Origin of the sequence: Clostridium sp. UBA1056 (genome assembly GCA_002316385.1) — a bacterium.
GTDB lineage: Bacteria > Bacillota > Clostridia > Clostridiales > Clostridiaceae > Clostridium_J.
In genome coordinates this window covers 50,440-64,627 of sequence record DCDL01000059.1, presented here as the reverse complement: position 1 = coordinate 64,627, position 14,188 = coordinate 50,440, and the positions used below count along the sequence as shown (strand labels likewise).

The 14,188-nt window shown below is 29.5% G+C and carries 8 protein-coding genes; 7 read left to right on the top strand and 1 reads right to left on the bottom strand.

Annotation, left to right across the window (positions count from 1 at the left end; genetic code table 11):
- Positions 1 to 247: 247 nt before the first annotated feature.
- The 4 genes from addB to B3W71_RS16265 all read left to right on the top strand — a co-directional run bounded on the left by addB (position 248) and on the right by B3W71_RS16265 (position 9,759).
- Positions 248 to 3,712, top strand: a complete 3,465-nt coding sequence (gene addB, locus B3W71_RS16280; RefSeq protein ID WP_346889999.1) for a helicase-exonuclease AddAB subunit AddB — start codon at positions 248 to 250, stop codon at positions 3,710 to 3,712.
- Positions 3,705 to 7,616: a helicase-exonuclease AddAB subunit AddA gene (gene addA / locus B3W71_RS16275; protein ID WP_346889998.1), complete on the top strand. Its 3,912-nt coding sequence runs from the start codon at positions 3,705 to 3,707 to the stop codon at positions 7,614 to 7,616. Before addB ends, addA begins: the two co-directional genes overlap by 8 nt.
- A gap of 164 nt (positions 7,617 to 7,780) precedes the next feature.
- Positions 7,781 to 9,424, top strand: coding sequence for a hypothetical protein (locus B3W71_RS16270; protein ID WP_346889997.1), 1,644 nt, complete (start codon positions 7,781 to 7,783; stop codon positions 9,422 to 9,424).
- Positions 9,425 to 9,591: 167 nt separating this feature from the next.
- On the top strand, positions 9,592 to 9,759 hold the full coding sequence (locus tag B3W71_RS16265; RefSeq protein WP_346889996.1) for a hypothetical protein: 168 nt from the start codon (positions 9,592 to 9,594) through the stop codon (positions 9,757 to 9,759).
- 80 nt (positions 9,760 to 9,839) lie between these two features.
- On the opposite strand, the gene B3W71_RS16260 is transcribed toward B3W71_RS16265, so the two are convergent.
- A complete protein-coding gene (locus tag B3W71_RS16260) occupies positions 9,840 to 10,454 on the bottom strand; it encodes a 4Fe-4S binding protein (protein WP_346889995.1) in 615 nt (204 codons plus the stop codon).
- Positions 10,455 to 11,036: 582 nt separating this feature from the next.
- Between B3W71_RS16260 and B3W71_RS16255 the strand changes: the two genes are divergently transcribed.
- Genes B3W71_RS16255 through B3W71_RS16245 form a run of 3 tightly spaced genes read left to right on the top strand, consistent with a single transcriptional unit; the run spans position 11,037 to position 14,107 of the window.
- The gene (locus tag B3W71_RS16255) at positions 11,037 to 12,077 is read left to right on the top strand and encodes a M20/M25/M40 family metallo-hydrolase (RefSeq protein ID WP_346889994.1); all 1,041 of its coding nucleotides are present in this window, start codon (positions 11,037 to 11,039) and stop codon (positions 12,075 to 12,077) included.
- Complete coding sequence (locus tag B3W71_RS16250) at positions 12,068 to 13,096, top strand: M42 family metallopeptidase (protein ID WP_346889993.1); 1,029 nt, start codon at positions 12,068 to 12,070, stop codon at positions 13,094 to 13,096. The genes B3W71_RS16255 and B3W71_RS16250 overlap by 10 nt, the downstream gene beginning before the upstream one ends.
- Before the next feature lie 18 nt (positions 13,097 to 13,114).
- Positions 13,115 to 14,107: a hypothetical protein gene (locus B3W71_RS16245; RefSeq protein WP_346889992.1), complete on the top strand. Its 993-nt coding sequence runs from the start codon at positions 13,115 to 13,117 to the stop codon at positions 14,105 to 14,107.
- Positions 14,108 to 14,188: the final 81 nt, after the last annotated feature.

The following is a 14,188-nucleotide window of genomic DNA, read 5'->3' as shown; positions in this document are numbered from 1 at the left end:
TTTATTTTCAGATGCCTAACCTTAAATTTGAGGTTAATTGAAATTATATTACAATAGGAACTTAATACAAGAGAGATATTTTTACATACTTATCTACATAGATGATAAAAGTATTATAATTTTAAACATGAGACAAATAGATTGATTACAAGAGGGTATTAAAGATATATAGATTAAAATTTACTTTAAATATTACTTAGGATGATATTTAAGAAGAGAAATAAACTAAAAGTAAGGAAGTGAGATTTTGGGAATTAGATTCATTTACGGTAGATCAGGTACAGGAAAAAGTTATAAATGTATTGAAGAAATCTATGAAAAATCTGTTGATAATAAGAAACCGTTGATATTAATAGTTCCAGAGCAGTTATCTTTTAGAGCAGAGAAAGCTATTATTGAAAGAATCGGAGCTACTGGAATAAATAATGTTCATCTTTTAAGTTTTAAAAGATTGGCTTTTACTGTTTTTAATGAAGTTGGTGGAGTAACTCATAAATATATGAATGACACAGGAAAAGCAATAATTGTGGGAAGAGCTATAGAGGAAGTCAAGGATGATCTTAGCATATTTAAACAAGCTACAAGACAAAAGGGCTTTGTAGATAAAATTATAGGGGTATTAACAGAGTTTAAGAGGCATAAAATTACTCCACAGATTCTTAGAGATTTAAAGGGAAATGTGGATGGAAGTTCATTGCTAGTGGATAAGTTAAGTGATGTAGAAGCAATTTATTCAAGATTTCAAGATAAGCTTAGTCAAGGATACTTTGACCCTGAGGATAATTTAACTATTTTAAAAGGAAAGATTGAAGAAAGTAATTTTTTAAAGGGTTCAGAAGTATGGATAGATGAATTTAATGGATTTACACCTCAACAATATGACATCATAGGTAAGTTGTTAAGGGTATGTACCAATGTTAATATAACAATACCTTACGGTGGAGATGAGGTTTTAGATAAAAATGACGATACTAATCCATTCTATCCAATCTATACTACAGAAGAAAAGCTCACAAAGCTTGCTCAAGATTATGGATATTATCCTAAAAATAATCTCCATTTGAGCATAGGGCATAGGTTTAAAGAAAGTAAGGAACTAGCATTTTTAGAGAGAAATTATTTTAATAACAGAGGAAAAACTTTAGAGAATACTACAGAAAATATTAGTATTTTTAAGGCTCAAAATCCTTATGGAGAAGTTGAGTATGTAGCTAAGGAAATTTTGAAACTAGTTAGAGAGAAGAACTTTAGATATAAAGATATCATAGTGATAAGTAGAGATTTAGAAAACTATAAGGATATAGTTAGGGTAATATTTGAAGAATATGAAATCCCATTTTTTATAGATGATAAGGAAGATATAGCTTCAAATCCATTAGTTGTATATATAACCTCACTTTTAAACATATTTTCTAAAGGATTTAGAGATAATTCTATAGTTAATTATTTTAAGAGTGGTTTTGCAAATTTATCAGCAGAAGAAGTAGATTTATTAGAAAATTATGTTTTAGAGTATGGCATAAAAACCAGAAAGAAATGGATAGATGAGGATAATGAATATTGGAGAAAAACTCCTATATATGAAAATATAATTGAAATTAAAAATAAAGGAATAGGCCCTATCATTAAGTTAGAGAAGGAACTGAAGGGCAAACATAGCGTTAGGGAGATTTGTTCAAGTATTTATAAATTCCTAGTTGATAATAGAGTTTATGAAAATGTAAATGAGTATATAGAGAAATTTAAAAGAGATAACAATCTTTTATTGGTAGATGAATATAGTGCTATTTGGAATATGCTTATAGAGCTTTTAGACCAATTTGTAGATATTCTTGGAGATGAAGTTGTCACTATAGAAGAATTTAATAGTATTTTATCTATGGGTATATCTCACAATAAAATGGGGTTAATTCCTACTTCTATGGACCAAGTGGTGGTAGGAAGTGCAGAGAGAATAAAGGCTCAAGAAGTAATGGTAGCTATAGTAGTGGGTGTAAATGACGGAGTACTTCCAAGAATTTCTGGAGATGAAGGGTTATTTAATGATAATGACAGAATAACATTTAAAAATAATAATATAAGTGTTGCAGATAACAGTTTTGAACTAGCTTTTGGAGAGCAATATTTAATATATAATTTACTGAGCATTGCAAGTAATTTGATATATATTACTTATCCGATTGCTGATTTAGAAGGAAAGACCAAAAGATATTCTATGATTATTCCAAGGCTTAAATCTTTGTTTCCTAATATTTCAGAGAGTACAGATATATTAAAGGGTGAAGCAGCGGAAGATGAAAAGAGTATAGTGGGAAAAACACCTACTTTTAATAGATTGATAAAGAAACTTCATGAATATGTAGAAAAAGATGAGATAACTGAACTGTGGAAAGAAATATATAGATATTATCATGAAGAAGCAGAGTACAGAGGAAAGTTACTTAAGGTAATAGGCGGCTTCACTTATAAAAACCATGTAGAAGCTATAGATAAAGATAAAATAAGACAGTTATATGGAAAAAACCTTAGCGTATCTAAAATAGAAGCTTATGCTAATTGTTCCTTTGGATATTTTGTAAAGTATGGACTTAAAGCTAAGGAGAGAAAGATTTATACTTTTGCACCTCTTGATTTCGGAAATTTAATTCATGAAGGTCTTGAAAAGTTCTCTAGAAGAGTAGAAAAAGAAAATGTTAAGTGGGGAACTTTAGATAAAGAATTTTGTGAGAGAGTACTAAATGATGTTATATCAGAGCTTACAAACTCAGAGGAACATAGGATATTAAAAAGCTCTAAGAGATATGAATATATAGCTACAAGAGTAAAAAGAATTCTATATAGAATGGTATTAATTATTAACGAGCAGATGGAGAGGGGAACTTTTCAGCCTCTTGGATATGAAATTTCCTTTGGAAAAGATGAGTATTATCCACCAATACCTATAACCTTATCCACAGGAGAAGTAGTAAAATTGCAAGGAAAGATTGATAGGGTGGATAAAGCCACTATAGATGGGGTTAATTATTATAGAGTTGTGGATTATAAAACTGGAAGAATAGATCTGGATATAAATGATGTGTATAATGGATTAAAAATTCAGCTATTAACTTATTTAGATGCAATTTTAACACTTGAACAGGAGAAAATGTCTAATAAGCCAGTAATTTCAGAAGGAAAGGGAAAGACTATGCCAGGGGCTATGGTATACCTTTCTGTGGATGATCCAATAATGGATGGTTCTAAAAAGCTTACCATGGAAAATTTAGAAGAAGAAGTATTAAAAGCATTAAAAATGAAGGGAATTATCATAAAGGACTTAAAGGTAGTTAAGGAAATGGATAAAACCATAGAAAATGGTGGAACTTCATCTATAATTCCTGTATCCTTAAATAAACCTAAAAAGGGTAATGAGGAAGTAGAGTTTTCGAAGAATAATAGTTCTGTAATAACTTATGAGGGCTTTAATGTGTTAAGAACTCATATGAAGGAGAAGGTTAGAGAAATTTGTGAAGATATGCTAGAAGGAATTATAGAAGTAACTCCGTGTAAAAATGGAAAAAGTTATTATTGTGAATTCTGTGACTTTTCTTCTATATGCCAATTTGATGAAACCATGGGAGTTAACAATTTTAAAGTTATGCCTAGAAGAAATAAAAAAGAACTTCTTCAGCAGTTAGAAGATGAGGGAAAAGGTGGTGAAGGTAATGAGTAGTGTTAAATGGACTGAGGAACAACAAAAAGCTATTAATATTAGATATAGAAATACTTTAGTATCTGCAGCAGCAGGTTCAGGAAAAACTGCAGTTTTAGTTGAAAGAATTATAAAAATTATAACTGACAGAGATAATCCTGTAGATATTGATAAATTACTTATAGTAACCTTTACTAATGCAGCAGCGGCAGAAATGAGAGAGCGTATAGGAGAAGCTATAAATAAAAGGATTAAAGAAGAGCCTAATAATAGAAATCTTCAAACTCAACTAATACTTCTCAATAAAGCCAGTATATCAACCCTTCACTCATTTTGCCTAAATCTTATTAAAAATAACTTTCACCAATTAGATATAGAGCCTAATTTTAGGGTTGGTGATACAACAGAGATAAATCTTCTAAAGGTAGAAGCTTTAGAGGAGTTAATGGAATCAAAATATATTGAGGGTAAAGAAGAGTTTATACAGTTAGTAGAAAGTTATTGTGGTAATAAAAGTGATAGAGCACTGGCAGAAATGGTTTTAAGGCTATATAACTTTTCAATGAGTATGGGAGACCCTGTGGCGTGGCTTAGGGAAAAATCAGAACTTTTTAATGTAGGTGAAGATTTTTCCTTTGAAAGTTTACATTTTAAAGATGCATTATTGAAAGAATTGAGAGAAGATATAATAAATGCTTTAGAAATAAATAACGAAGGATTAGATTTTGTATTAAATAATCCAATCCTTGATAAGTATAAGGCTACCTTTGAAAATGATGGAGAAATATTAGAGAGAACTTTAACAATCATTGAAGAGGGGTTAAAAGAAGAAACAAAGTATATTGAGGAAGCCACCTTTGGAAGAATTCCTACTTTAACAAAGCTAACTGAAGAAGAGAAGATAATACAAAAGCAGGCAAAGGACTTAAGAGATGCAGCTAAGGGAATATATGTAGATGTAAGAAGTAAAATCTTAAATGCTACTTCAGAAGATAATATAAAAATTACTAGAAGGCTTTATCCTCTTATGAAAGAACTAGTAAGCTTAGTAATAGAGTTTAAAGACATCTTCGATAAGAGTAAAAGAGAAAGAGGTATCATAGATTTTAACGACCAAGAACATTTTGCTCTTGAAATTCTAAGAGATAAGGAAGTCAAGAATGAACCATCTAATATAGCTTTAGAGTTAAAGAATAAGTTTGAAGAGATATTAGTAGACGAATATCAAGATTCTAATAATGTTCAAGAGGAAATTATTAATTTAATCTGTAGAACCGAGAAGGATACAAGGAATGTATTCATGGTTGGAGATTTAAAGCAAAGTATATATAGATTTAGAATGGCTAAGCCAGAACTATTTAAAAGTAAGAAGGAAAGCTATACTAAAGATGGAGATGATTATAATGCTCTTATTACGCTTCATAAAAACTTTAGAAGTAGAAAAGAAGTTATAGATGGTATAAACTACATCTTTAAAGCTGTGATGAGTGAGGATGTAGGTGAGCTATCCTATGATGGAGGGGAAGAACTAAAGGTTGGAGCTACTTACAAAGAGTTCACTGGTGAAGGGAATGTAGGTGGAGATGTTGAATTCAACCTTATAAATCTTGACAAAGAAATTGAGGAAGATAAAGAAGAAAAGGAAGAAAAGGAAGAGATTCAAGAACAAAGTGATGAAGCAGGTAGTGAGGAAGAACTCGATAAGGAAGAATTAGATTCTATGCAGCTAGAAGCTAGATTTGTAGCTAGGCGTATAAGAGAGCTAATGGATTTAGAAGGAGAAAATTCCTTGAAGGTATATGACAAAAACCTAGATGATTATAGAAGAGCTACCTATAAAGATATTGTTATTCTTTTAAGATCAAGTAATAAGTTGTCTCCTATATTCATAGAAGAATTTAAAAGAGTAGGAATTCCACTTTTCTCAGAAGGAGAAGGAGGGTATTTTGATACACTTGAAGTGAAGACAGTTATAAGTGTTTTAGAGATTATAGATAATCCCATACAAGATATTCCTCTAATTGCTGTATTAAGATCTCCTATTGGTGGTTTTACTACGGAGGAGTTAGCTGATATAAGAATTTCTAATAAAAATGTAAGTTTTTATCATGCTATGGTGGGACTTTTAAGCTATGAAGAGAAGGTTTATGAAGAGGAAAAGTTTACCGATATAAGCAAAGAAATTTATAATAATACTAACCTTAAATTAAAGATTAAAGGCTTCCTAGATAAAATAAATAATTGGAGATTAGAAAGTAAGTATACACCTATAAATCAGCTTATATGGGAAATCATAACGGATACAGGTTACTATGGCTATGTTGGAGCATTGCCTGGTGGAGAGCAAAGACAGGCTAATTTAAAAATCTTATTTAAGAGAGCTAAAGATTTTGAAAGAACTAGCTATAGAGGACTATATAATTTTATAAACTTTATAAATAATATAAAAACTAGTAGCGAAGACATGGGGAGCGCTAAAATCATAGGAGAAAATGAAGATGTAGTAAGAATCATGAGTATCCATAAAAGTAAGGGACTAGAATTTCCTATAGTATTTCTCTGTGGTCTCGGTAAGAGATTTAATGAAGGTGATTTGAAAGGAAAGATATTATTTCATCACGAATTAGGCTTTGGACCTACCTACATTGATTTAGATCATAGAATTAGCTATAACACTCCTCAGAGAGAGTTTATAAGTAAAAAAATTCAAGGTGAAAATAAATCTGAAGAAATGAGACTCCTGTATGTTGCTCTTACTAGAGCCAAGGAAAAGTTAATTTTAGTTGGGAGTAGTAAGGCTTTAGAAAAGAAAATTGAAAAGTGGTCTGGGGCTGGTATAGATGATGGAGGTAATATAAAATCAAGCTATGTACGAAATCAAAAAAATTACATGGATTGGATAGGAGCTGCTCTTATAAACCATAAAGGTGGAGAGTTTCTAAGACATTATAATGAAAACATTCTAAAGGAAGACTTAAAAGAAGATAATAGTAGATTTAAGGTAGCTATATATACTAGAGAAAGCTTTGAAGAAGCAGAGGATATTATTTTAGAAGATGTTCCAGTAAAAGAAAAAATAGATAAACTTTTAGTGAGCAATGATGAAAAGTTATGTAAAGATTATTATGAAGCAATTAAAGAAAGGCTAGAATTTACTTATAAATATGAAGAAGCAACTAAGCTACCCACAGTAATTACTGTTACAGAATTAAAGGAGCTTGAAAAAAATAAGTTGCTAGGAGATAATGAGAAGAATGATCTTTTTATAGATAATAATGATTTAAATGAAGATGCCTATAAGGATTTAAACTATGATGAAGAAGTAGAAGGAGCAAGAAAGTTTAGGCCACTAATGCAAACACCTTTATTTCTTCAAGAGAAAAAAGGCTTGACTCCATCAGAAGTAGGAACTGCTTATCATAATATAATGCAAAGGTTAGACTTAAGTGGTGATCTTACTAAAGAAGATATTACAAGTCAAGTTAATGCTATGGTAGAGAATGAACTTATAACCTTTGAAGCTGCAAAATCAGTGAAGGTAGATAAAATTCTTAAGTTTTTACAGAGTAACATAGGTAAAAAAATAATAGAATCATATAAAGAAAATACCTTAAAAAGAGAGCTACCCTTTAGAGTAGAAATTAATGCCTCTACTATTTGTCCTAATATCAATGAAGAAAAATATTCAGAAGAAAAAATGCTTTTAAGAGGAGTAATAGATTGTTACTTTGAATATGGGGAAGAAGGCATAATATTAGACTATAAAACTGATTATGTAAAAGAAAATAATATAGAAGAAATTAAGGCAAGATATAAGGTTCAATTAGATTACTATAGTAATGCTGTAAAGAATGCTTTTAAGAAGGAAAAAGTAAAAAAATACTTATATTTATTTTCACTAGATAGAGAAGTGGAAGTAGAATAAATTATAATAATATCATAAGACTGATTTCAATGACTATTGAGATCAGTCTTATAAATTTTCTTTAGTAGATTATATAGAAGTGGGTTTATTAAAACTTAGAACAAAGGTATTCTATGAAATATGTAGAATATGTTATTCAATGAATGTATTGGAGTTGAGTATTTATGAATAAAGTAAATAAAACACTATTGACTTCATTGTATAATAAAATTAATTTATATTCAGAACTTGCAGAGATATTTAAATATCTCCAGAAAGAATTTTTAACCTACTTTGAACTAGATAAATCTAATATGGATACTTTATATAGAGGATTTATTGGAGAGTACAGTCATTTTTTTTTAATAAAAGAAAAAGAAGCTGTGGAAAGAGTCTTTCATGAAATGCTTATAAATACAAATTATAAGGGCAACTATGATGTTTTAAACCAAGATAAAAACATAGATGAAGGATTTATAATTAAAATTTTAGATAGTGCAGAAAATAATATAATATGTAAGCTTAATCTATTTAAAAAGCAATGCCAATTAGAATTTTATACATCTTACTATAGATATGGAAAAGATGAAATAGAGATATATAAGGGATTAAATATATATCTTAATAAAGATATTCCAAGGACTATATCTTACTTCAAATTAAAATTTATGAAGCTTAAAAAGGATGTAATAAATATTTTGAAGGATGAAGTAAATAATTATCATAGACTTATTTGGAATACAGTAAAGAACTTAAGAGTTATTTTAAATGAAAAAGATAAACTAGATGAAGAAGAGATAATGGATAAAATAATTATTAAAGAGGATGAAGTTCTAAGTTTTTTAGATGATTTTCAAGAAAAGATAGGCTCTGTAATAAAAGAAGAATTTTTGAATACAGTACTAAATCTAATAAATGAAATTTTAGGAAATCAGCTTAATGAAAAAATAAAAATTTATAAAGAAGAATTAAATAAATATTTATCTAGAGAAATTAGTGAAGTAAATATAAATAGAAGGGATTTAATAAAATATACAAATGTTGATGAGGGGGGTATGGAGAAAACAGAATATAATATATGCTATAAGATATTTTCAATACAACATGATTATTTAAATATGATGCTTAATATAAGTAAATCTAGCTTTGATGAATTTAATAATGAAGTAAAGTCCAGCATAAACACTATATTTTACAATGAGTTTTTTAAGTCTATTTATTATATTAATAGTGAAGAAGATTTCTACAGTATATGTGGTATTCTTGAAGAGAAGTTTACTTATATAATTTACGGACTTATTAAATCCTCATTAAAAAACATTAAAGATAACTATTATAATTATATTGTAGATATGCTTATAGATAATATAAAATCTGTTAGATGCATGAATGTATTTAAATCTATAAATAGTTTTGTAGGCAATATAAAGATTTATAATCAAAGTTTGGTTATAGACTTATTTAATAAATTTAATAAAATACATGATAATTATAAGGGTTTAAAAGGATACCATTTAAATATGCCTAAGGTGATATTTTTAGATAGAGAAGCTAGTAAAAAAGAAAGAATATTTTTAAAGGAATACATTCACTTAAAATCTAATGAAGAGGATATATTTAAAGTTGAATCTTATTATGAATTTAAGGATTTAATAAGCAAAAAAGAAGCACTCTACAATAATACAGCTTTAATTAAAATTAAACTCTGGAAAGCTCTTGAAGGAGATTTTATAACTTACTTTGATCATCTTTTTCAAAGTATAGATAAAAATCTAGAGTATGTGAAGTCACAAGAGGAATATTATAAAGTTATGAGTAAGAAGTTATAAACTTATAAGCACTTCTTAGATATTTTTATGTATTAGTCATTTTCTAGTTTGAACTATGTAGTATTATAAAACATAATAGACGTGTTTTTTAATGGTATTAATCATAAATGAGTCTATAGTTGTAGATTTATATTTAGATAAATTTAAAATTAAATGGAGGCGGTATTATGTCAATAGATTTATTTAAAAGAGCTAATGCGAGGGATTCAGAGTTTAAAGGAAGAAGTGCGGATATAGAAAAATATTCTTATAATCATTCTTTTAAAGCAAATATGATAGCTATTGGAGTTATTGTGCTTTTAATTTTAGGATTTTTTTACTTGCTTATTAGATAATAATATAGAAAGCCTAGAAAGCATAATTATCTTTCTAGGCTTAATTTTTAGCATCATATTGTTTATAATCATTAATTAAACTAGTTTTCTAAATAGTTTAAAAGTTCATCAAATCCTACCTTATCAACAGTAGCAGCAAAGTTTCCACCTTCAGATTTATGAGTATTATAGAAGGCTAAAAGTTTATCCATTACCCTAGGAATTTCTTCTATATCATAAAATTTAGGCAAGATGTATGGAGGACAGGCTTCTTTAATATTATTAATATATATAGTTAGTCCAGTTTTCTCTGAAGATAGAGCTAAGAATGAGCAGTTACCAATGCAGTTTCCGCATCTTAAACATTTGTCTTCATGAAGTACTAACTCTTTATTTATTTTTTCAAGAGCACCACTCGGACAGTATTTAGTACATCTCGTACAAGCAATACATTCACGTTGATTTAAATTTACTTTTGTACCATTAAGTATTCCTATACAGTCTTGATAGATTTCACTATACTTGTCCACTATATCTACTAATTTAGGCAGGTCGCTTTCATTGTAGCTTTCTGCAGGTGTAGGTAGTGTACTTCTTTTAAAAATAGCTTCACAGTTTTCATATAAAAAACCCTGAACATTTCTTCTTGCTTCAGTTAAAGCTTCATCTAAATTTTCATCAAAGACTTTAGTAATATCCTTAGTATAATTAGTCATAACAAATTCTCCTTTTACAAAATATAATCCCTATAACATTAAACATTTACAATAGAACTTATTAATAAATAAAGCTTATCTGAAAGTTTTATTTATTAATAATAGAATATCAAAGTATGTTATCAGGTTCAAGATTTACTAAAATATAATTAAATATTTATTTTTAATTTATAAGATTGTCTTTCTAGAACTATTTTATTATATATAAGTTTCAATGAATAAAATTCATTAATATTCTCTAGTATAATCTAGGATTATAAGTAAATTTAATGTAGAAACTTTAACAAAACTTATATATGAACACGCTAAATAGAGTAATAGAAGGAATTTAAAATTTATTTTCATAAATATGATATTTCTACCTTAATAGCATTGTTGTAAATACTTAACAGCTAAGGTATACTTTTATCATAAACAGATTTCTTAGCTTCTTTGAAGCTTAGAAACCGTTATCCAGGGACGTAGTAGCTCTTTACACCCAATTTGAAGAAAAGCAGAGAGCCCNNAGAGTGCGATGGGAGTATTAGATCTGGTAGTCATCGGATAAATAAATTTTGTAATTATAAGGGGAGGCTCATGGTTATGGAAGATAAAGAATTGCTAAAAAACCTTTGTATGTCTCATGGACCTAGTGGAAGAGAGCATTGGCTTGGAGATTATGTGACAGAGGTATTTTCAGAGTTTGGACAAGTTACTAGAGATAATTTAAATAATACAATTATTCATAAGAAGGGCAAGGGGAAAGGCAAAATAATGCTTATGGCTCACCTTGATGAAGTATTTATGATTGTAACAGATATAAAAGAAAATGGATTTTTAGCTTTTAAAGGTGCTGGAATTGACCCTAAGACTTTAGTTTCTAAGGAGGTTATAATCCATGGAAAAGAAACCATTCAGGGTATTATAGGAATTAAGCCTCCTCACTTAATGAAGGAAGAGGATCGTAAAAAAGCAGTGACTATAGATTCCTTGTTAATTGATACAGGATATACTAAGGAATCTTTAGAAAAGATAGTTAGACCAGGGGACTATGTTACTGTTAAAGGAAACTATAAAGAACTTTTAAATAATAATGTAAGTGTTAAGACAGTTGATGATAGAGGTGGAGTTGTAGCTCTATATAGATGTGCTAAGGAGCTTAGAAATATAGACCATGATATGGATGTTTATTTTGTATGCTCAGCACAAGAAGAGGTAGGTCATAGAGGAGCTAAGACTGCTACTAATAGAATTAAACCAGATATAGGTATTGCGGTAGATGTTACCTTCGATTGTGGTATGTATGGTCTTGAACATGGAGATACTGAATTAGGTAAGGGAGGCGTGATCTGTATAGGACCTAATATTCACCCAAAGGTTAGAAAATATCTGATGAGGATTTGTAAGGAATATAATATTCCCTTTCAATTGGAAGTTGAAGCTGGCAATACAGGGACTGATGCTTGGGATATTCAAGTAGCAGGTGAAGGAGTTGCTACACTACTTATATCAATTCCTATAAAATACATGCATACATCAGTAGAAACTGTAAATATGGATGATATAAAAAATACAGGATACATGATGGCAAAGCTAATAGAAAGTATTAAGGGTGAAGAATTGGAGGAATTAATATGTTTTTAGATGAAATTCTTCAAAAGGGTGGTCTTTTAGATAAATTAACTTCTTTAAGTGGTCCTTCAGGATTTGAGGGAGAGGTTAGAGGATTTATTAAAGAGCAGATTACATCTTACGTAGATGAAACTTTTATAGATAGAATGGGGAATATAATTGTTCATAAAAAAGGAAATGGGAGAAAAGTAGTAATTGATGCCCATATGGATGAAGTAGGATTCATAATAACTGGATATAATGATGATGGAAGTTTAAGATTTAATGCTTTAGGAGGAATAAATGCAAAGATAATACCTTCCAAGACAGTACTTATAGGGCCTAATAAAATACCTGGAGTTATTGGAGCTAAACCAATTCATCTCCAAGGAGCAGAAGAAAGAGAAAAGGGACTTACCTATAATGATTGTTGCATTGATATAGGAGCTACTTCTAGAAAGCAAAGTGAAGATCTTATAGAGCTAGGTGAATATGTAGTTTTTGACACAGAGTATGATGAATTTGGTGAGGGGCTTGTAAAAGGAAAAGCCTTTGATAATAGAGTAGGCTGCTTTGTACTAATGGAGGCTTTAAAGGAAAAGTATGATATAGATTTATATGGAGTTTTTACAGTTCAAGAAGAAGTTGGAGAAAGAGGTGCTTTCATATCTTCTTTAAATCTAAAGGGAGATTTAGGAATTGCTTTAGAAGGAACTATATGTGCAGATATGCCAAGTGTCTCTAAGCATCTAAGAGCTACTGAATTAGGTAAAGGACCAGCTATATCAATAATGGATTTAACTAGTATATTTGATATTGATATAGCAGATGAAATTATGGAAGTAGGAGATAATTTAAATATTCCATATCAAAGAAGAAGGGCCATAGCTGGAGGAAATGATGCAGCTACTTTTCATGGTACAGGTAGTGGTGCAAAGATTGCTACTATTTCAGTTCCTTGCAGATATATTCACTCTTCAGTATCAGTAGCATCCAAGGAAGACATAAAAAACACAGTTAAATTGCTAGTAGAATACTTAAAAACACTATAGATTTTGGAGGTATTATTGATGAATAAATTGTTTGAAGACTTAATAGGAGCTTTTGGCGTTAGTGGACATGAGCATGAAATTAGAAGTGTAATTGTTGAACAGTTAAATTCACTAAAAATAGAACATAGAATAGATAATATGGGAAATGTAGTAGCAACTTTAGGAAATAGTAATGTAGATGAAGATAAGAAAGTTATGATTTCTTCACATATGGATACCATGGGATTTATAGTTCTATATATTGAGGAGAGTGGATTTGTAAGAATTGGTAAAGTAGGAGATTTTGATGAATCAGACTTTGTAAATAACATGGTAGAGTTTGAAAATGGAAATTCAGGAAGAATCTGTGGAGCAAAGAATGCTCCTAAAATAGATGATATGTATATAGATCTAGGAGTGGAAAGTAGAGAAGAAGCTCTGGAACTAGTAAGAGAAGGGGATGTATGTATGATTACATCCAATGTGATAGAAGAAGAGAAAAATATAATTGCACCGGCTTTAGATAATAGAGTAGGATGTTATATGACACTAAAGGCTATGGAGAGGCTTTTAGATAATAAAGAAGAATTAGAAAAGTTAGAGAAAGAGGTATACTTTGTATTTTCAACTCAAAACACCTTAGGAGGAAGAGGAGCTAGAGCTGCTGCTTATGAAATAAGTCCTATGTATGCTTTAGTTATAGATGGAGAAAAGGCTGGAGATGCATTAGGTGATAGTGGGAAATTTGCCTTAGGCAAGGGTACAGGAATAAAGTTTATGGATAGAACTTTATTAATGCATCATGAGGTAAAAGAGGAATTAGAAGAAGTTTATGAAAAGCTAGATAAAAAACCTCACTATATCTTTGGAGAAAATGAAGGGGATGGTAAAACAATCCATAAGGAAGGTATTGGAGTTAAGACTGGAACTCTAGTATATCCTGTAAGATATAAAAATACTAACATGGAAATGGTAAATTATAAAGATATAGAAGAAGGAATTCAGGTTATTTATAATTACATTACATTATAGAAGAAGTCATTTGAAGAATAATATTTTGTTGTAAATATAGGTGGATTATTTGTGCCAGTTAAGTATAGAGTTATTCATAAA